18 protein-coding genes are annotated in these 19,311 nt (G+C 36.3%); 9 read left to right on the forward strand and 9 right to left on the reverse strand.

Annotation, left to right across the window (positions count from 1 at the left end):
- Positions 1-77: 77 nt before the first annotated feature.
- Both AAKU52_RS06770 and AAKU52_RS06775 read right to left on the reverse strand, forming a co-directional pair.
- Positions 78-1,352, reverse strand: a complete 1,275-nt coding sequence (locus tag AAKU52_RS06770; protein ID WP_354331584.1) for a M16 family metallopeptidase — start codon at positions 1,350-1,352, stop codon at positions 78-80.
- Positions 1,345-2,589 carry a M16 family metallopeptidase gene (locus AAKU52_RS06775; RefSeq protein ID WP_354331586.1) on the reverse strand — a complete coding sequence of 415 codons (1,245 nt, stop codon included), beginning with the start codon at positions 2,587-2,589 and terminating at the stop codon, positions 1,345-1,347. The genes AAKU52_RS06770 and AAKU52_RS06775 overlap by 8 nt, the downstream gene beginning before the upstream one ends.
- A 67-nt stretch (positions 2,590-2,656) precedes the next feature.
- Between AAKU52_RS06775 and AAKU52_RS06780 the strand changes: the two genes are divergently transcribed.
- The 5 genes from AAKU52_RS06780 (at position 2,657) to AAKU52_RS06800 (ending at position 9,617) form a co-directional block, all read left to right on the forward strand.
- On the forward strand, positions 2,657-3,781 hold the full coding sequence (locus AAKU52_RS06780) for a CofH family radical SAM protein (RefSeq protein WP_354331588.1): 1,125 nt from the start codon (positions 2,657-2,659) through the stop codon (positions 3,779-3,781).
- 21 nt (positions 3,782-3,802) lie between these two features.
- Positions 3,803-4,594 carry a LytR/AlgR family response regulator transcription factor gene (locus AAKU52_RS06785; protein ID WP_354331590.1) on the forward strand — a complete coding sequence of 264 codons (792 nt, stop codon included), beginning with the start codon at positions 3,803-3,805 and terminating at the stop codon, positions 4,592-4,594.
- Positions 4,584-7,535 (forward strand): ligand-binding sensor domain-containing protein, encoded by a 2,952-nt coding sequence (locus AAKU52_RS06790; RefSeq protein WP_354331592.1) that lies wholly within the window; start codon positions 4,584-4,586, stop codon positions 7,533-7,535. Before AAKU52_RS06785 ends, AAKU52_RS06790 begins: the two co-directional genes overlap by 11 nt.
- 696 nt (positions 7,536-8,231) lie before the next feature.
- A complete protein-coding gene (locus AAKU52_RS06795) occupies positions 8,232-8,432 on the forward strand; it encodes a hypothetical protein (RefSeq protein ID WP_354331593.1) in 201 nt (66 codons plus the stop codon).
- Positions 8,433-8,498: 66 nt separating this feature from the next.
- Positions 8,499-9,617, forward strand: a complete 1,119-nt coding sequence (locus tag AAKU52_RS06800; protein ID WP_354331595.1) for a GNAT family N-acetyltransferase — start codon at positions 8,499-8,501, stop codon at positions 9,615-9,617.
- A gap of 8 nt (positions 9,618-9,625) precedes the next feature.
- On the opposite strand, the gene AAKU52_RS06805 is transcribed toward AAKU52_RS06800, so the two are convergent.
- The 7 genes from AAKU52_RS06805 to mce form a co-directional block, all read right to left on the reverse strand.
- Positions 9,626-9,955 (reverse strand): helix-turn-helix domain-containing protein, encoded by a 330-nt coding sequence (locus AAKU52_RS06805; protein WP_354331596.1) that lies wholly within the window; start codon positions 9,953-9,955, stop codon positions 9,626-9,628.
- Positions 9,956-9,989: 34 nt separating this feature from the next.
- On the reverse strand, positions 9,990-11,342 hold the full coding sequence (locus AAKU52_RS06810; protein ID WP_354331598.1) for a UDP-N-acetylmuramate--L-alanine ligase: 1,353 nt from the start codon (positions 11,340-11,342) through the stop codon (positions 9,990-9,992).
- 20 nt (positions 11,343-11,362) lie between these two features.
- Positions 11,363-12,202, reverse strand: a complete 840-nt coding sequence (gene prmA / locus AAKU52_RS06815; protein WP_354331600.1) for a 50S ribosomal protein L11 methyltransferase — start codon at positions 12,200-12,202, stop codon at positions 11,363-11,365.
- A complete protein-coding gene (gene tpiA / locus AAKU52_RS06820; protein ID WP_354331602.1) occupies positions 12,202-12,963 on the reverse strand; it encodes a triose-phosphate isomerase in 762 nt (253 codons plus the stop codon). The genes prmA and tpiA overlap by 1 nt, the downstream gene beginning before the upstream one ends.
- A 29-nt stretch (positions 12,964-12,992) precedes the next feature.
- Positions 12,993-14,168: a GlmU family protein gene (locus tag AAKU52_RS06825; protein ID WP_354331604.1), complete on the reverse strand. Its 1,176-nt coding sequence runs from the start codon at positions 14,166-14,168 to the stop codon at positions 12,993-12,995.
- 70 nt (positions 14,169-14,238) lie between these two features.
- Positions 14,239-14,487 carry a type B 50S ribosomal protein L31 gene (locus tag AAKU52_RS06830; RefSeq protein ID WP_196858660.1) on the reverse strand — a complete coding sequence of 83 codons (249 nt, stop codon included), beginning with the start codon at positions 14,485-14,487 and terminating at the stop codon, positions 14,239-14,241.
- A gap of 152 nt (positions 14,488-14,639) precedes the next feature.
- Positions 14,640-15,047, reverse strand: coding sequence for a methylmalonyl-CoA epimerase (mce, locus tag AAKU52_RS06835; RefSeq protein WP_354331607.1), 408 nt, complete (start codon positions 15,045-15,047; stop codon positions 14,640-14,642).
- Positions 15,048-15,169: 122 nt separating this feature from the next.
- On the opposite strand from mce, the gene AAKU52_RS06840 reads away from it, so the two are divergent.
- The 4 genes from AAKU52_RS06840 to AAKU52_RS06855 all read left to right on the forward strand — a co-directional run bounded on the left by AAKU52_RS06840 (position 15,170) and on the right by AAKU52_RS06855 (position 19,242).
- Entirely contained in the window at positions 15,170-16,381 is a 1,212-nt protein-coding gene (locus AAKU52_RS06840; RefSeq protein WP_354331608.1) for an IscS subfamily cysteine desulfurase, read from the forward strand.
- Positions 16,382-16,449: 68 nt separating this feature from the next.
- Complete coding sequence (gene iscU, locus AAKU52_RS06845; RefSeq protein WP_354331610.1) at positions 16,450-16,863, forward strand: Fe-S cluster assembly scaffold IscU; 414 nt, start codon at positions 16,450-16,452, stop codon at positions 16,861-16,863.
- Between the two features lie 37 nt (positions 16,864-16,900).
- Complete coding sequence (locus tag AAKU52_RS06850; RefSeq protein ID WP_354331612.1) at positions 16,901-17,227, forward strand: HesB/IscA family protein; 327 nt, start codon at positions 16,901-16,903, stop codon at positions 17,225-17,227.
- Between the two features lie 101 nt (positions 17,228-17,328).
- Complete coding sequence (locus AAKU52_RS06855) at positions 17,329-19,242, forward strand: AMP-dependent synthetase/ligase (protein ID WP_354331614.1); 1,914 nt, start codon at positions 17,329-17,331, stop codon at positions 19,240-19,242.
- The last annotated feature ends 69 nt before the right edge of the window (positions 19,243-19,311 follow it).

Raw genomic sequence — 19,311 nt, forward strand, 5'->3', positions numbered from 1 at the left:
TTTTTATAAAAAAGTGTATCAGGCAGACAAATCAAAAGGAGTATTGGCTAAAACTAATTAGCCAATACTTACTTTTCTTATTTCTTCCCTACAATAACCTTAGTAAAATCTGCAGTATTCAAATACTGATTAGCCAGCAAGCGCAAGCTATTTGCATCAATTGTTTTTACAATTAAAATATATTTCTCATAATACTGATAATCAAGCCCAGAGAAGAATATATTTTTAAACTTATCTGCATGAGAGAAGGCATTTTCAAGACTGCCTAACATCGAACCTAACATATAATTTCGCACTAAATCTAGTTCAGCATCAGGCACCAGATCTGTTTTTAAAATATCAATCTCTTTTTCAATTTCATTCAAGGCACTGCCACAAACATCGGCACCAACTTCAGTAGCAATAAAAAAGTAGCCAGCATCTTTCATAGAAACCACGGCAGAACCAATACCATAAGTATATCCCTTGTCTTCTCTAATGTTCGCCATTAATCTCGAACCAAAATAACCACCAAGTAAACAATTCAACACCTGGAAACCTGCAAAATCAGGATGGGTTCTTTTGATAGCCATCGCTCCCATGCGAATAGCTGATTGGATCGCTCCCGGTCTTTCGATCAAAATCTCTCCCTTTGGGGATGCAGGAAAAACAAATTTGTTTTTTCTCGATACCGCCTTATTGTTCCATTCCTGACCAAATATAGTATTCAATAACTCAAATTCTGGCTGCTCAAATTTACCTGCAACAAATAAAGTACAGTTTTCGGGCTTATAAGCAGAATGGTAATAGGCCAATAGATCATCTTGCTGTAAGGCATCATAATCAGCGAAAGTAATATTGGAGCCATAGCTGGAATCCCCAAAAATAGCATGCGCAAAGTTCTTACGGGCAAGAAAATCATTCTTTTCTAGGCTTACCTGTAAGGATTGTTTCTGGTTTTGAATAAAAATAGCTAATTCCTGTTGTGGAAAAATACTCTCATCCAGTATAGACTTTAAAATAGGCAGAACCGCTTTCAAGTGTTTATTCAGCGTATAAAGTTTAATACTACTTTGATCAGCACCATATTCAGTTTGTAAAAAAGCACCGTAATAATCAACCTTGTCGGCAATATCTTTTGCTGAAAGAGTTGCTGTTCCGTTGTTAATGAGGTGGTTTACAACCACGGCCTGCAAAGGTTTAGCAGGATCAAAATTTACATTATCGAAAATAAATTCAATCCTTACAAGATCTTGTTTGCCCGCATTAATGGTAAATACTTTTATTCCATTATCCAGTTGCTGCTGCTGGGGCGCTATAAATTTGATATCATTTACCTGTATAGAATCAGGCACTAGGGTACGGTTAAGCATCTTTAGCAATTAAATAGTATAAAGTGGAACATTGTTCTTTAACGAAGGTTTGTTGTGCGGCCTGCTGTATTTGCACCGCTGTTACGGCAAGGTACCTGTCGATCTCTGTATTTAATAAAGCAGCATCACCTAAAAGCTCATAGTAAGCAAGGTTCATGGCTTTGTCTAATAAGCTCATTTCCGCAAATACCATAATAGACTCTGATTTATTTTTAACCTTGGTCAATTCATCAACCGTAATCAGCTCCCCTTTTATTCGTTCCAACTCCTTCCAAATAGCTTCCTCGGCAGTGGCTACACTTACCCCTTCAACAAGCTTACCTTCTACAACAAATAAACCTTCGTCAATACTGCTGGTAATATAAGCATGTACATCACTAAATAACTGTTGCTCTTTTAACAAGGTATTATATAAACGCGAAGATTGTCCCTGAGATAACACATCAGATAGCAGATCAAAAGTTTGATAATCCTTATGACTTCTTTCTGGCATCTTAAAAGCCATATAAATTGCATTCAGCGGAACCTTGGCCATGATTGTTTCTTGTCTGGCTTCGGTTTGTAAAACTTCCTTAGGCAAATTCCTTTCATATTTTATTCCAGCAGGAATTGGTGCAAACCATTTCTCTGCCATTGCTTTTATGTCTGCCGTTTTAACGTTTCCGCCAACAACCATAATCGCATTTTGCGGATTATAATGTTTTTTGAAGAAGGCCTTTACATCTTCCATACTGGCTTCTTCAATTTGTTTCAAATCCTGACCTATCGTTGCCCATTGATAAGGATGTTTTAAATAAGCAAGTGGTCTTAATTTCAGCCACACATCACCATAAGGTTGGTTCAGGTACCTTTGTTTAAATTCCTCACAAACTACATTTCTCTGCGTTTCTAAGCTCTTCTCCGAAAAGGCAAGACTTAACATCCTGTCGCTTTCCAACCAGAAAGCAGTTTCCAAATTAACAGCAGGCAAAGTGATGTAATAATTGGTGATGTCATTGCTGGTAAAGGCATTATTTTCTCCCCCTACCCTTTGCAAAGGCTCATCATAAGATGGAATGTTGACCGAGCCACCAAACATCAAGTGTTCAAACAGATGGGCAAAACCAGTTTTATCCGCTTCTTCATCCCGGGCACCCACATCATATAAAATATTTAATACCGCCATTGGCGTCGTATCATCTTCGTGCACTAAAACACGCAATCCGTTAGCTAATGTAAAACGGTTAAAGTCTACCATATTTTTCGAAATAATTGTTGCAAAGATAGGAATTAAAAAAGAACAGAACTTATGGTATCTTTGTGGTATGAACACTGCTGATCTATTACACAGGGCACTGCACTTCGATTTTTTAACTAAGGAAGAAGGTGTTTTTTTATACCACAATGCCGCAACAGCCGAATTAGCTTATGTAGCAAATGAATTAAGAAAAATTCAAGTTCCTTCCGGGAAAGTTACCTGGCAGATTGATAGAAATGTGAATACGACTAACGTTTGTATCGCAAACTGTAAATTTTGCAATTTTTTTAGAAGACCAGGCCACGAAGATAGCTACGTTACTACTATTGAAACTTATAAACAAAAAATAGAAGAAACTTTCCACTTGGGGGGCGACCAGCTTTTATTACAGGGTGGCCACCATCCTGATTTGGGCTTAGCATTCTATGCCGACTTATTTAAAGAACTCAAACAACTGTACCCTGATTTGAAGCTGCATGCTTTAGGTCCGCCTGAAATTGCCCATGTAGCAAAGCTAGAAGGTAAAACACATACCGAAGTGCTGGCTGCTTTAAAGGCTGCAGGAATGGATTCTTTACCGGGTGCGGGTGCAGAAATTCTGAACGATAGGGTAAGAAGGTTAATTTCTAAAGGAAAATGTGGCGGACAAGAATGGCTAGATGTCATGCGTGCTGCTCATCAGTTGCACATTACTACCTCAGCTACGATGATGTTTGGCCATGTGGAAACCATTGAAGAACGTTTTGAACACCTCGTATGGATTAGAGAAGTACAAAGCGAAAAACCAATAGAAAGTAACGGGTTCCTTGCCTTTATACCATGGCCTTTCCAGGATGATGGCACCTTATTGAAAAGACTCCGGGGCATTACTAATAATGTTTCTGGCGATGAATATGTGCGTATGCTCGCTTTGAGCAGAATTATGCTGCCCAATATTAAAAATATTCAGGCTTCCTGGTTAACTGTTGGCAAAGCAGTGGCGCAATTATGCCTTCATGCAGGAGCAAATGACTTTGGATCCATCATGATCGAAGAAAACGTTGTTTCAGCCGCAGGTGCACCTCATCGCTTTACTGCTAAAGGGATACAGGATGCCATTAAAGAAGCAGGTTTTGAATCACAACTGCGTGGACAACAATATAATTACCGCGATTTGCCAGAACACCTGGAAGAACAGGTAATCAATTACTAAATTGGTATAAATATTATATTTATGCTGGTCTTGAACGCTATCATTGTTGACGACGAAGAATTTGCACGTTCTTCATTGTATTTTCTTTTGCAGGAGAATTGTGAAAATATTCAAATTTCCGGTATCGCCAAATCTGTAACTGAAGCCAGGAAACTGCTGGCAGAAAATAAAATAGACCTCATCTTCCTGGACATTGCTATGCCCGGGGAGAATGGTTTTGAACTAATTCCTGCTGCCGTGCAAAATAATGCACATGTGGTTTTTACAACCGCTTATGATCAATATGCTTTAAAAGCAATTAAAGCAAACGCACTGGATTACCTGCTAAAACCTATAGATATCGACGAGCTAAAGGAAACGGTAATTAAAGCAACAAAATATATTGGTCAGAATAAATTATCAGCGCAGCAAATGAACAGTCAATTAACTCAACTGGCAGAAAATTTGGCGGACCGTTCAGAAATCCGTAAATTGAATTTACCCAATGGACAAGGCGGCTATACACTGGTTAATTTTAATCAGATTATTCATGTAGAAGCTGATAGCAATTACTCGGTTTTTCACCTTTCGGGAATGGAAAAAATTACCGTAGCTAAAGTATTAAAGGAATACGAGGAAATACTGCCCGAAAATAAATTTGTGAGAGTGCATAAATCCAGCATCATTAACCTTGATTATTTAAAAGAGTATAATTCTAAAAATGGACTGGAAGTAGTCTTAAAAAGTGGCGTTAAAATTGCAGTTTCCCGCAGACGAGCCAGCGAATTTGCTGAAAAAGTAAAAACTTATACAAACTTCAGGAGTGACGAATAAAAAGTTAGTTAATCACTTTCTTGCTTGCTGTTTAACCTTGTTGTGCCATACAGCAGGAATAAAAGCCTATGCCCAATCAACATTTCTTCAACATTATACTACCAAAGATGGACTACCCAGCAACAATTGCTACTTTACCCTCCAAGATAGCAAAGGATACCTCTGGTTTGGTACGGACGCAGGAGTAAGCCGCTTTGATGGCAAGAGGTTTGAAAACTTCACTATAGATGATGGTTTGCCAGATAACCAGATTTTAATGCTTCAGGAAGATAAAAAAGGTAGGGTGTGGTTCATGGCTTTCAATGGCGAAATGAGCTATTTTCTAGATGGTATAATCTACAATAGCAAAAACGACAAAGCCCTCCGGCTTTTAAAATTTAATGCAATCGTTATTTCAATGTTTCATGACAGTAAAGACAGGTTGTGGTTTGGCACCAATAAAAATATGCTTTTTATGTTTGATGGGGTATCATTAACAAAATTCACGGCTGAGGACACCAAAAATCAATTTTTTCTTACCTATGTTTACGAAGATATAAAAGGCAAAATCTGGGCCTATAGTAACCAATGCGTGCGGTTTTACCAGAACGGCAACTTTAAATTATCCGGCCTCGCGCCTCCAAAATCATTTTCTTATAAAACCATAAGTTGCCTAGGTGCTAATAGGTTTTTATATGTTAATAAATATGGACTCCACGCCCGTAGAGGAAATCAGAATAGCACCTTTATAAAAATAGACACAACCTTATTGAACCAAAATTTAGGCTATTTTTATGGCAATACTAATGAATTATGGTTGAGTCATAATAACGGTATCTACCACCGGGACAAGCTTGGAAAAGTAACCAATTATCTTCAAGGAATACCGACTGTGCAGGTTATCAAGGATAATAAAAACAACATGTGGTTTACCACCACAACGGGCATTTATATGTTGCCAAGAAAAGAAAACAGATTATTTATCATCAATCAAAACCAAGGCCTTAGCAACAATGTAATAAAAAGTATAACGAAGGATAAAAACAAGAATTTATGGCTGGGATTAGGGAATGGAGACCTCAACAAAGTAGCGCATCAAACACTAAAGGTTAATCAGATTGAAATTCCTGATAAAAAATCTTTTAACACCGGGCTGAAAAAACTCATCCTTGATGAAGCCAACCAATCCCTTTACTTCGCTTCAAATCATGGGTTAGGTGTGCTCCTTAACATTTACAACAAAAAAAGCCCCATCAAATACTTAAAGGAAACCAACAACTCATTATTTGTGATAAAGGATTTCAGTATTAATAAAAATATGGGGCTTTCTCTGGCCTTATCATCTGGAATAGTGCTACTGCAAGATCGAAAAAAGAAATTTGAGTATAATGTGCTCGAATTAATAAATGGGATTAACTTTTTTAATGACCGTTCTTACAGCATTTTTTACGACAATAACGACGATTTATGGTTCTCTAACATTGACGGTTTAAATCAGTTTAGCAAAAATAAAGTCATCCCTTTTTTTAGGGAATCTTTGCTTACCAAGCGTGTTAACGACATCAACCAATTAGCAGATGGAACCATCATATTAGCAACAGATGGTTATGGCTTGCTCTTTATCAAAGGTGGTAAAATGGTATTGCACTTTACTTTAAAGGATGGCCTGAGCAGCAACATTTGTAAAAAAATATTCGTTAGTAATAATCATATATGGGTGGTTACCAGTCAAGGTATTAACGAAATTCGTTTAGAAAATGGCACTACTGACATAAAAGCTTTCGAATACACTGATGCTTTATTAAAAAATGATGTTAACGATGTATTTGTTGATCAAGACACCTCCTATTTTGCAACCAATACAGGTTTGGTATATTTTCTACACAAGCCACTCCAGGCAACTAAAGAGATACCAAAAGCTATCTTTTCTTCGATAGAAGTGAATAGCTTAAAAAGAAGTTTAAAAGACACCAGCATAGTGTTAAGTCCGGCTAAAAATAAAATCGCTTTTTATTTTGGTGCAATAGACTTTCAGGGACAAGAATTTTTGTTCAGGTACCGCTTAAAACCAGATGACGATTGGACGGAAACCAAAAACCGAAAGGTTGAAGTCAATGCGCTAAAACCGGGTAATTACACTTTTGAACTAAGCGCAAGGACAAACAATGACAGCTGGGGGCCGTCTGCTAAAATAAATTTTGTACAGAAAGCCTACTTTTGGCAATCAACTTGGTTTATGTTATTGCTATTTGTAGCCGCAGGAATTAGCTTTTACCGAATAGCGGTGATAGTAACTAAGAAGCAGAAAAATAAGGAGCAACAAAAGCTATTGTTAAAAAATAAGATTTTGATGCTGGAACAAAATGCCCTTCAAGCAATGATGAATCCACATTTTGTTTTTAATGTAATGAACTCCATCCAACATTACATCAACACCAATGATACCGGTTCTGCCAATAAAGTATTGACAGGTTTCGCCAGGCTGATTAGAAAAAACATGGAGATTTGCACTAAAAGCTATATATCACTGGAAGAAGAATTGGCCTACCTGGAGCTATACTTGAGCTTGGAAAAGAAAAGATTTGGAAACAAATTGAGGTATAAAATTGAAATAGACCCAAAAATAGATCAGGAAGAGACCAAGATACCCTCAATGTTGCTGCAACCCTATATAGAGAATGCAATATGGCACGGCATTATGCCTATTGATACCGGTGGTGATTTGGAGGTTTCCATCAATTTAATAAGCGAACATAGCCTGCATATAGAAATTAAGGATAACGGAATAGGCATCGACAACTCCTTAAAATACAAAAAACACAACCATAGCAGTAAAGGGATGAGCCTGACACAAGAAAGAATTAATTTATTAAATCAAATTGATGCATATCCTATACAAATAAAAGTACAACAGATCGGTACTTCAGGCACATCTGTCCTAATTTCAATAGCCCTACCCTAGCTATTTACCGTTTACTCAATTATAGATACCACTTACTAAATTCTAATTAGATACCAGGTTAAATAGCATTAATCTTGTAATAGATATAAGTACAAACTTAGTTTGTGAATCGTTCTTATAGAATTGATCAAGATGTTTTAACCTAACCTAAAAACTATCTCAATTCAGGCTTCATTTGTGTGTTAAAAGTGGTAAAGCTAAAACTTTATCACTTTTTTTTTGCCTTAAAATAAGGTAAAGCACTTAAATCCGGTTTTCCCCTAATATTACCATTCAATAGCTCCCTGCAAAAAGGAAAACAATACTTATTGCCATTAATGTTACTCATTAAAATATGCATAACTAATAACCTTATCTTTTTCCTATCATTCACCTATCCTTGGCAGGTCCTTTCTAGGTCTTTTGATTGCGTTAAGGACCTACCAACGACCTAGCAAGGACCTGCCGAGGTTCCTGCAATCCTACTCTTTTCATAACCCTTTACCGCATTCAAAAGTCAATCCATACTCAAAATCACTTTTAAATTTTCACTACAAACAAAGTACTTCCAATTCCTTTTTTTAAAATAAATCTCCAGAAAAACACTTTTTGTTTTAAATTTGATTTAGAGAAAAAATTAAAAATCTGAGTACATTTTAATTAGATTTATGTAATTTTATAGCCATGAAAATCATTTAGAAATTAATTTTTTTTGCCATGACAAATCCAAAAAAATCCATCAAAAAAGGCCCGATAAATGAAGTCGAAGATAAGGATATGCTCAACGACAGTTTGATCAAAGGAAATAATAACAAAAAATCATTTATAGATGATGAGGATGAAGATTTTGATGTAGCTCTTGATGATCTGGAACCTATTGATGATTTTATTGATGATGATGATGACGATAATTTCTAAGTAAAAAAATTTAATTATATCCTTCAACATCCTTCAAGGATGTTTTTTTAATTTAAGAATACCTACATGCAGATCCTCCCAGTTAGTGATACAAAAACTCGTGAAAATTTTTTAGACGTTGCCAAAATACTTTATCAAAATGATGAAAATTGGATTTGTCCGCTCGATGTAGAGCTTGAGGCTATCTTTGATCCTCTAAAAAACCCTTTCTTCAATCATGGTGTTTGTGCCAGATGGATTCTAAAAGATGCTGACGGAAAACTGATTGGCCGTGTGGCTGCATTTATCAATGAGAAGAAAGCTTTTCAGTATGATCAGCCTACCGGAGGTATGGGCTTTTTTGAGTGTATAAACGACCAGCAGGCAGCATTTAAATTGTTTGATACCGCTAAAAGCTGGCTTCAAGAACAGGGAATGAAAGCTATGGATGGGCCAATCAACTTTGGCGAGAATGACTCTTTCTGGGGTTTACTGATAGAAGGCTTCACACAGCCATCTTACGGTATGAATTACAATTTTCCATACTACCAAAGCTTTTTCATCAATTATGGCTTTAAAACGGAATATGAACAGATTACGAATCACTTGCAAATTAGAAATCCATTTCCTGAGCGTTTTACAAAAATTGCCAATTGGGTAGCCAATAAACCCGGTTATACATTTGAACACTTTTCTAAAAAAAATCCAGAAAAATATGTCAATGACCTTATGGAAATCTATAACGATGGATGGAAGGATTTTGAAAGTTTTGTACCCATTAAAAAAGAAACATTACTGGGGAGTTTTAAGAAGATGGAAAACATCATGGACGAAAAGCTGATCTGGTTTGCTTACGTTAATGGTGAACCGGCTTCTTTTGTTGTCATCATTCCTGATGCCAATCAAATTATCAAAGGTTTTAATGGTAAATTAGGGATAATAGAAAAAGTAAAATTCCTCTACCGCCGCTGGAAAGGTATAAACCGCATGCGCGCTGTTGTAATGGGCACTAAAATGGCCTATCAAAAGCACGGTTTAGAATCTGCTTTATTTATTAAATTGAAAGAGTATGTCTTGCCTTTAAACCAGTACGATGAACTGGAGCTTTCTTGGGTGGGAGACTTTAATGATAAGATGCTTTCAATACACCAGGCTACAGGTGCCACTTTCGGAAAGCGACACCTCACCCTGCGCAATATTTTTTAAATAGTATCCTATTTTTGTCTTATTTCTTCATAAAGCTCAATAACTTTCTTTTGAAGTTTAATGATCTCTTCTTCTCTTTGTGACAACCTTGATTTAAGGGTGTTAATTTCTTCAAAGTTTACCGACTGTGGATTCTCTCCTTCTTTGGAGATGATATCCATTGTTGACACTTCAAACAAATTAGCAATTTGTGCTAACCTTGAAATGTTAATATCAGTGATCCCTGTTTCTATTTTAGAAAATGCTGGAATAGAAATATTAAGGCGTTTTGCAACTTCACCCTGACTCCAACCATTTTTCTGTCTCAGTTGCCTGATGTTTTTACCAATGACGTTCATATTGTTTTTTTAGATATATTATGTGTGCATTAAATTATTTACTCAATTCACGTGCCAGTTTAACGAAATCTACCCCCCCGAAATTACCCGAGCTCATTAAAAGTAAATTCGTATTCTTGAAATCAAGACCCAACAAATACGCTTTTAATTCGAGAGCGTCATTAAAAAAATGCAATTTACTATTTTTAAATGCACTTTCAACCTCAAAACTACTAAAAGGTGTAGTTTTCTTTTGCTTGAAAGTGTTTTCATTAATGTAAACAATAGCTTCATCAGCCTTGTCCATTGTACCTTGATATTGTAGTAAAAAATTTTTATTTAAACTACTGAATGTATGCAACTCCATACAGGCAACTAATTTCCTGCCCTTAAATTGGGACTTTACTGCCTCAATTGTTGCTTTTACTTTGGAAGGAGAATGTGCAAAATCTTTATAAACATTTGTTTGGGCTTCACTAAGCATTAATTCCAGTCGTTTGGAAGCACCTTTGAAAGTCGAAATAGCCCTATTAAAATCCTTTCCAGAAATACCTAATGTTGCGCAGACTAATTTCGCCGCATTTAAATTCATGAGGTTATGATCGCCAAAAATATGAAGAGGTGTTTCCTCTGGCAATAAATAGGTTATTCCATCACGCAAATCATGTGGCGGTATGGAATAAGGAATTTTCTCCACGGGAGCTGTAGATTTATCAACTAGTGCAGTCAATACAGGGTCTGATTGACAATAAATTAATTTACCATCAGGTTGTATCGTATTAATAAAAATATCAAACTGTAGTATATAGTTATCAAAGGTGGGAAAGACATTAACATGATCCCAGGCAATACCACTAATCACACCGATATTCGCTTTATAAAGATGGAACTTTGGGCGACGGTCTATTGTTGAGGCTAGGTATTCATCGCCCTCAATAATGATTACAGGAGCTTCAGCAGTTAACTTTACCATGGTATCAAAACCTTCCAACTGTGCGCCTACCAAATAGTCGAAATCACGTTTGTAATAATTCATCACATGCAAAATCATGGAGGTGATGGTTGTTTTACCATGGCTACCACCAATCACTACCCGAAGTTTATCCTTACTTTGCTCGTAGATATACTCTGGGTAAGAATAAATTCTCAAACCCAATTCTTTCGCTTTTAACAATTCTGGGTTATCCTCAAAAGCGTGCATACCAAGAATCACTGCATCAAGACCAGGAGAAATATTGCTTTCATCCCAACCCATATGAATAGGAAGCAGGTTATATTGGGCTAAACGACCTTTTGAAGGCTCGGCAATCACATCATCAGACCCACTCACCACAAAGCCTTTTTTATGCAGAGCAATGGCTAAGTTGTGCATAGCACTACCTCCTATAGCTATAAAATGTATTCTCATATCCTAATCTGCGTAAATTATTAATCCTTAGTAAAATGAGCGGCTACCCAATCGCCCATTTTTTGATGATCCACATAGTTGATATTAAACTTTTCACATGCTTCAGTTATCATTTCCAAATCCGGAGATTCATAAAAGCCACTAAAGAAAATACTGCCACCAGCTTTAAGCCGTTCAGCATAGGTTTCTATCTGATCAAGCAAAATATTCCGGTTAATATTGGCTAGGATAACATCAAAGGTAGTTTTTGGGATCGCTTCTTTACCGCCACATAATGCCTCATAATTAACTATTGCATTTAAACCAGTATTCTCTATCGTACTTTGGTAACAAACCTCATCATTATCTATTGCAACCAATGTTTTCGCGCCTCTTTTAGCAGCTAAAATAGCTAAAATACCAGTACCACAGCCCATATCTAATACGGTCTTATCTTTTACGTCAAAAGATAAGATATATTTCATCATCATGGTAGTAGTTTGATGGTGCCCTGTACCAAAAGCCATTTTAGGATCAATTATAATCTCATAAGGATATTGTGGCTGTGCAGGATGAAATGTAGCTCGCACATAACATTGCTCACTGATCATTAAGGGCTCGAAATTCTTCTCCCATTCCTCGTTCCAATTTTGAGCAGCAATTTCTGTAACGGTATACGTGTAGACAATTTCTTCCTGAAACAGTGAAAGGACTTCCGTTAAATTGACCTGACTGTAATCCTGAAAATCGATAAAAGCAGCAAAGCCATTTTCATTATCCTCGAAGGTATTGAAACCTATCTCTGCCAAATCATTGATGAGCAAATCTTGTTGATAGGCCTCAATTTTATCTAAAGTAAAAGTGACTTGAATGTATTGCATTAAGAATTAAATGTTTTAACGATGTCGGCAAAATCGCGTGATTTTAAAGATGCACCACCAATAAGGCCACCGTCAATATCATTTTGAGCAAATAGCTCAGCAGCATTTTTGGGGTTACAGCTACCACCATACAAAATACTTGTATTTTCTGCTACTTCAGCACCATATTGAACAGCTATTTCATTACGAATAAAAGCATGAACTTCCTGTGCCTGAGCTGAGCTAGCCGTTAAACCAGTACCAATAGCCCAAACAGGCTCATAAGCCAAAACAACTTTAGCAAAATCTGCTGCACTTAAAGCAAATACCCCATGGGTTAATTGCGACTTAATTACGTCGAAGTAACTACCATTATTTCTTTCATCCAAAGTTTCGCCAATACAGAATATTGGAGTAAGGTTATTTTTTAAAGCTATATTGGTTTTTTCCAATAATAGGGCATCAGACTCAGCAAAATATTGTCTACGTTCTGAATGACCAATAATGACATATTCGCAACCAACAGATTGAATCATTTTTGCAGAAATTTCACCTGTAAAAGCACCACTTTCATTTTGATGACAGTTTTGAGCGCCTATTTTCACGGTAGTTCCACCTAATTTAGCTAAACTATTTAAATGAATATAAGGAGCACATATTACAGCTACTTGTGTACCTTTTTGCTCATCTCTAATCATATTTACGATTTCTGAAAATAAGGAAACACCTTCGGCGTAATCTAAATTCATTTTCCAGTTACCTGCTACAATTTTTTTTCTCATTCTAATTTATGTATTTATACTGTATCTAATTAAAAGCGTCTATGTGTTTGCGTTAATTCAAAAACCTTGGTTAAAATAGCCTTTTCTTGTTCGTCAAATGAAAGGTCTCTTCTCTCATATACTTTTTTTGCGGTTTCAAACATTTTATTTAAGGCATAAGTTTCAAAACCTTGTGCCCCACCCCAGGCAAAATCAGGAATAAAATTCCTGGGAAAACCCGGGCCAAAAATATTAGCACTCACACCGGCAACGGTTCCGGTATTAAACATGGTATTGATGCCACATTTGGCATGGTCTGCCATAATTAAACCACAAAACTGTAAACCCGTTTTACGGAAACCTTCTTTCTCATAATCCCAAAGCTTTACTTCCGCATAATTATTTTTTAAGTTAGAGTTATTGCTGTCGGCGCCAATATTGCACCACTGCCCTATAACGGCATTACCCAAATAACCCTCGTGCCCTTTTGAGGAGTGTCCCCAAATTACGGCATTATTAATTTCGCCACCAACCCTGCAAAAAGGACCTATTGTAGTTTGACCGTAAATTTTGGTTCCCATTTTAACTTGAGAGTTTTCGCATAATGCAAATGAACCACGAATATGGCTCCCTTCCCAAACCTGCGAATTTTTACCAATATATATTGGTCCATTCAAACTATTAAAAGTAGAACATTCTACTTGGGCACCTTCTTCAATAAAAATATTTTCACCAAGGAGTGTATTGGTATTGCTTAAAGCAGCAGATTGCCGGCCATGGGTCAATAGGAGGTAATCTTTCCTTAATTCTATGTCATTTAATCTAAAAATATCCTCAGGATACACCAGCCTCACAAATTCTGCAATATACTGCTTAATAGCGAAAGTATTTACCAGAGCTGCCTCAAAAGGCATTGTTTCTGCGGCAAGGTAAGCTATTAAAAGTTCGCCTTTTTTCAGCGCCTCGCCTGGTTTCAATTGCAAAATAGCATCTTGCAGTCCATCATCCGGACAAATCGAACCATTAATAAAAAGCAGTGCCCCTGGTTGAGGCTTGTACTTTTCGGCTAAGTAAGCTATTGTAGAAAAGCCTGTTTCAGCGTTAAAACAAGCAGCCCATTTCTGAGCAATCGTTAAAATACCCACACGTAGATCTGCAACCGGCCTTGTAAAAGTAAGTGGTAGCAGAGAGAGCCGCGCAGTATCATCAAATAAATTGATTATCATAAGCTACAAAAATAAAAAAAGTCCCGAAGCATTAGCATCGGGACTTAAAATAATTTCTTTATTTTCAGAATTACTTCTTAGCGTAACGAGTTTTAAATTTATCGATACGGCCAGCAGTATCTACCAATTTCATTTTACCAGTATAAAACGGGTGTGAAGTATGCGAAATCTCTAATTTGTATAGCGGATATTCATTTCCATCTTCCCAAGTGGTAGTTTCTTTAGTATCTACACAGGATTTAGTTAAAAAAGAATATTCGTTAGACATATCTTTAAATACTACAAATCTATAGTTTGATGGATGCAGATCTTTTTTCATATTATGATTATAATTATAACTTACGTGTCTCTTATTTTTAAGGTTGCAAATATCCTAATTTTATTATTCATAAACAAGGATTGTCTTAAAATTATAGCTTAAAGTTTATTAACCCGATATGCTAAATTAATTGCCCCTTATGAATGAGCAAGTTAAGGATTATTTATTTCCTGACATAATTCGATAAGAACTCCTTTTGTACCCTTTGGATGCACAAAACACACCAATTTATTATCAGCACCTTTTTTAGGGTTTTCATTGAGAAGTTGAAATCCTGCAGCTTTTAACCTTTCCATTTCAAGGTAAATATCGGCTACATCAAAAGCAATATGATGAATGCCCTCCCCTTTTTTTGCTAAAAATTTCGCAATCGGACTATCGTCGCTGGTCGCCTCTAGCAATTCAATTTTATTCGCTCCGGTTTTAAAAAAAGCAGTATTTACCCCTTCGCTAGCAACTTCTTCCGTTTTATAAGCGCTTATTCCAAGTAATTTTTCGTACAAATGGCAGGCCTCCTCCAGGTTATTCACTGCAATACCAATATGTTCTATTTTCTTCATGATTCACAAACGTTAAATAAATGTAAAAATGCATGTTTTGACTATAGGTTCATAGGTATTATTTATAATTGTTGCTATTCTTTTTGCGTATCTTTGTTGTATTAAGAATAAATTAAAATAACATGGAACTTCCTATTTACCTAGATAATAATGCAACAACCCCCCTTGACCCAAGGGTTTTAGAGGCAATGCTGCCTTATTTCACTAACAAATTTGGTAATGCTGCCAGTCGTAACCACGCTTTTGGTTGGGTTGCTGAAGAAGCAGTTGATTATGCACGTGAACAAGTTGGTAAATTAATCGGTTGTACTGAAAAAGAAATCATTTTTACCTCTGGCGCTACTGAAGCAGATAACCTTGGTATTAAAGGTGTATTTGAAATGTACAAGGAAAAAGGTAATCATATCATTACTGCAACCACAGAACATAAGGCTGTACTTGATACTTGTAAACATCTTGAAAAATTAGGCGCTAAAGTTACTTACCTAAAAGTGAAATCTGATGGCTTAATTGATTTAGAAGAATTAGACGCTGCAATGACTCCAGAAACAATTTTAGTTACTATCATGTATGGTAATAACGAAATTGGTGTTGTACAACCGATAAAAGAAATTTCAGCAATTGCACATAAACATGGTGCTTTATTTATGACAGATGCTACGCAGGCAGTGGGAAAAATTCCTGTTGATGTAAATGCTGATGGCATTGACTTAATGGCTTTTACAGCACATAAAATGTACGGACCTAAGGGAGTTGGCGTTTTATATGTTAGACGTAAAAATCCAAGGGTTAAAGTAACCGCTCAAATGGATGGTGGTGGTCATGAACGTGGCATGCGTTCGGGAACATTAAATGTACCGGGTATTGTTGGTTTGGGTAAAGCATGTGAAATATGCCGACTTGAAATGGACGAAGAAGCGAAAAGGTTATCTGCTTTAAGAGATAAATTGGAAAGTGCTTTAACACAAATGGAAGAAAGCTATGTAAATGGAAATGCAACACATCGTTTACCTCATGTAGCCAACATCTCTTTTAAATATGTTGAAGGTGAGGGCTTAATGATGGCCATGAAAGATCTTGCTGTTTCCTCAGGCTCGGCCTGTACTTCGGCATCTTTAGAGCCTTCTTATGTATTAAAAAGCTTAGGTCTTTCTGATGATTTAGCACACTCTTCTATCCGCTTTGGATTAGGTCGTTTTACTACTGAAGAAGAAATTGATTATGCTATTGAAAATACTAAAAAAGCTGTAAATCACTTAAGAGATTTGTCGCCGTTATGGGAAATGTTTAAAGAAGGAATCGATTTAAGTAAAATTGAATGGGCAGAGCATTAAGCTTGCAGGTTTAATAAATTATTATTATAAGTTTTAAATAGGCTCCTTAGAGCCTGGAGGATCATAAAATGGCATATTCAGAAAAAGTAATGGAACATTATACCAACCCTAGAAATGTTGGTACATTAAATAAGGATAGTAAATCAGTAGGTACAGGCTTAGTAGGCGCACCAGAATGTGGAGACGTAATGCGTTTGCAAATTGAAGTGGATGAAAATAACATCATCACTGATGCAAAGTTCAAAACTTTCGGTTGTGGTTCTGCAATTGCCTCTTCTTCTTTAGCTACGGAATGGTTAAAAGGTAAAACAGTAGATGAAGCTTTAACGATAGACAATATGGATATTGTGGAAGAGCTTGCTTTACCTCCTGTAAAAATACACTGTTCAGTATTGGCTGAAGATGCCATTAAATCTGCAATCAATGATTACAGGGTAAAAAATGGTTTAGCACCTTTTGAACTAGCAAAATCTCACCACTAAAGTGGTGAGCATTAAATTTGATTAAATTTTAGAAACAATGATCACAATTACCGATAAAGCAAAAAGTAAAATTGACAACTTGATGCAGAATTCGCAGCTTGGTGCAGATTATTTTCTCCGCGTGTCTGTAAAAGGCGGCGGCTGTTCTGGTTTATCATATAATTTGGATTTTGATAACGATGAGAAAACCGGAGATCAGTTTTTTGAAGACCGCAGTATCAGAATTGCATTAGATATGAAGTCATTCTTATATCTAGCCGGCACTGAACTTGACTTTTCAGATGGTTTAAACGGAAAAGGTTTTAATTTCCATAACCCTAATGCCAGCCGCTCATGTGGCTGTGGAGAGAGTTTCTCTGTTTAAATAACATTTTTTATATTTTTAAAGGGCACTTTGGTGCCCTTTTGCATTTTTAAATGTAAAAGTTTATCATTGCTCCCGCAAGTAAAACAACAATATACATTATGGTATCATTTAATGAGTTCTCTACTGTTCCAAGTTTATTGAGAAATGTAGTGGAGAATATACACCCCCCTGAAGATACTTTCCTGATTCATAAAAAGAATGAAGATTGGGAAGAGATCTCTTTTGGACAAACGCTTGACAGTGCCGATGCCGTTGCTGCTTTTTTTCTTGAAAAAGGTATTGTTATGGGTGATAGAATGGGTCTTATGATCGAAAACTCTCCTGAATACGTATATTATGACCAGGGGATACAGCAAATTGGAGCTATAAATGTATCTATTTATCCTACCCTTTCTGAATCTGAGGTTGCGTATATTATAAATGATTCTGGCATTAAAGCCATTTTAATTGGCAACACCTTCTTGTATAAAAAAATATTAAAGATTGCCGGAAAATGCCGACAGCTGCAATACCTGATTCCTGCATTTCCAGAGTATACTAAGGTTACACTTCCAGAAGATCTTAAAGCAGAAATCATTCCTTTTGAAGCTATTTTAAATGCTAAAAAGATCATTACCGAAGAAGAAAAGATAAAAATCACAACCATTCGGCTATCTCTACGCCCTAAAGATATCTCTTCTTTAATTTACACCTCCGGAACTACAGGAACTCCTAAAGGGGTAATGCTTTCACATGGTAACTTTGTAGAAAATGTTAAAGTTTGTTTACAACAGATCCCTGTTATAGATGAAACGGAAACGTTTTTATCTTTTCTGCCATTATCACACGTTTTTGAGCGTACAGCTACCTATCATGTTTGTTGTGCACAGGGTTGTAAAATTGCCTATGCACAAAGCCTAGAGCTTTTAGCTAAAAATATGGCAGAAATTAAACCAACCGTTATGAGTTGTGTACCACGCTTATTAGAAAAAATTCATGATAAAGCAATTAAAAGTGGCACAGCCGAGGGTGGATGGAAAGCTAAAATATTCTTGTGGTCCTTAGAAATAGGACAAAATTACAGAAGAAAAAAAGAAGCAGGAGAAAAACCAGGCTTTATATTAACTGCTCAAAAAGCATTGGCAGAAAAATTAGTGTTTAGCAAAATCAAAGAAAAAACTGGCGGCAGGTTGAAGTTTATGATTTCTGGCGGTGCTGCCCTTCCAAAAAATGTAGGTGAGTTTTTTGGAAACCTGGGAATAAAAATTCTGGAAGGTTTTGGTCTTACAGAAACCTCACCCGTAATGTCGGTTACAGAATACCACCGACAAGTTTATGGAACGGTAGGCAGGGTCATTCCAGGCATTGAAGTGGGCATCCAAAATGTGGAGACTAAGGAAATGATCAATATTCAAACGCATGATACATTTCAGGAAGATTTTGAGTGTGATGAAGGAGAAATTATTGTACGCGGACACTGCGTGATGCAGGGTTACTTTAATAAGCCGGCGGAAACAGCGGAAGCAATTGACAAAGATAATTGGTTTCATACAGGTGATATTGGTCGCTTCTACAAGGGAAACCTTCAGATAACAGACCGCTTAAAAAACATGATTGTAAATGCTTATGGCAAAAATGTTTATCCCACACCTGTTGAGAATATTTATTTAAAAAGTCTTAAAATTGACCAGCTTTTTTTAATAGGTGATAAACGGGAATACCTGACAGCAATTATTGTCCCAAATGCTGAAAATTTAAAGGAAACTTTCCATTTATCTGAATCCTACTTTCTTCAACCAGAGATTTTTATTGAAGAAAAGGAAATTCTAGACTGGATCTGGGTAGACCTCAAAAAATACTCAAAAGAACTGGCTAAATTTGAAATGATTAAGAATTTTAAAGTAAAGAGAAATCCTTTCAGCATAGAAGAGGGTGAAATTACGCCAACCCTTAAAATTAAGCGAAAAGTTGTTGAGAAAAAATATGCCGAGAGTATCAATGCGATGTATAAAGAATCTGTTGAAGCTGACTAAAATTCGAACTGCAATTACTATTTTTACAATTCAATAAAAACACACGATCTGGCCACGGCTAAAGACATT

Origin of the sequence: Pedobacter sp. CG_S7 (assembly GCF_040544395.1) — a bacterium.
GTDB lineage: Bacteria > Bacteroidota > Bacteroidia > Sphingobacteriales > Sphingobacteriaceae > Pedobacter.

Bases quoted from the DNA above. Each gene is read 5' to 3' on its own strand.
- iscU (WP_354331610.1), top strand. From the start codon at position 16,450: ATGGCATATTCAGAAAAAGTAATGGAACATTATACCAACCCTAGAAAT.
- AAKU52_RS06810 (WP_354331598.1), bottom strand. From the start codon at position 11,342: ATGAGAATACATTTTATAGCTATAGGAGGTAGTGCTATGCACAACTTA.
- AAKU52_RS06785 (WP_354331590.1), top strand. From the start codon at position 3,803: ATGCTGGTCTTGAACGCTATCATTGTTGACGACGAAGAATTTGCACGT.
- AAKU52_RS06770 (WP_354331584.1), bottom strand. From the start codon at position 1,352: ATGCTTAACCGTACCCTAGTGCCTGATTCTATACAGGTAAATGATATC.
- AAKU52_RS06825 (WP_354331604.1), bottom strand. From the start codon at position 14,168: ATGATAATCAATTTATTTGATGATACTGCGCGGCTCTCTCTGCTACCA.
- AAKU52_RS06805 (WP_354331596.1), bottom strand. From the start codon at position 9,955: ATGAACGTCATTGGTAAAAACATCAGGCAACTGAGACAGAAAAATGGT.
- AAKU52_RS06840 (WP_354331608.1), top strand. From the start codon at position 15,170: ATGGAACTTCCTATTTACCTAGATAATAATGCAACAACCCCCCTTGAC.
- mce (WP_354331607.1), bottom strand. From the start codon at position 15,047: ATGAAGAAAATAGAACATATTGGTATTGCAGTGAATAACCTGGAGGAG.
- AAKU52_RS06850 (WP_354331612.1), top strand. From the start codon at position 16,901: ATGATCACAATTACCGATAAAGCAAAAAGTAAAATTGACAACTTGATG.
- AAKU52_RS06830 (WP_196858660.1), bottom strand. From the start codon at position 14,487: ATGAAAAAAGATCTGCATCCATCAAACTATAGATTTGTAGTATTTAAA.
- AAKU52_RS06795 (WP_354331593.1), top strand. From the start codon at position 8,232: ATGACAAATCCAAAAAAATCCATCAAAAAAGGCCCGATAAATGAAGTC.
- tpiA (WP_354331602.1), bottom strand. From the start codon at position 12,963: ATGAGAAAAAAAATTGTAGCAGGTAACTGGAAAATGAATTTAGATTAC.
- AAKU52_RS06800 (WP_354331595.1), top strand. From the start codon at position 8,499: ATGCAGATCCTCCCAGTTAGTGATACAAAAACTCGTGAAAATTTTTTA.
- prmA (WP_354331600.1), bottom strand. From the start codon at position 12,202: ATGCAATACATTCAAGTCACTTTTACTTTAGATAAAATTGAGGCCTAT.
- AAKU52_RS06775 (WP_354331586.1), bottom strand. From the start codon at position 2,589: ATGGTAGACTTTAACCGTTTTACATTAGCTAACGGATTGCGTGTTTTA.
- AAKU52_RS06780 (WP_354331588.1), top strand. From the start codon at position 2,657: ATGAACACTGCTGATCTATTACACAGGGCACTGCACTTCGATTTTTTA.
- AAKU52_RS06855 (WP_354331614.1), top strand. From the start codon at position 17,329: ATGGTATCATTTAATGAGTTCTCTACTGTTCCAAGTTTATTGAGAAAT.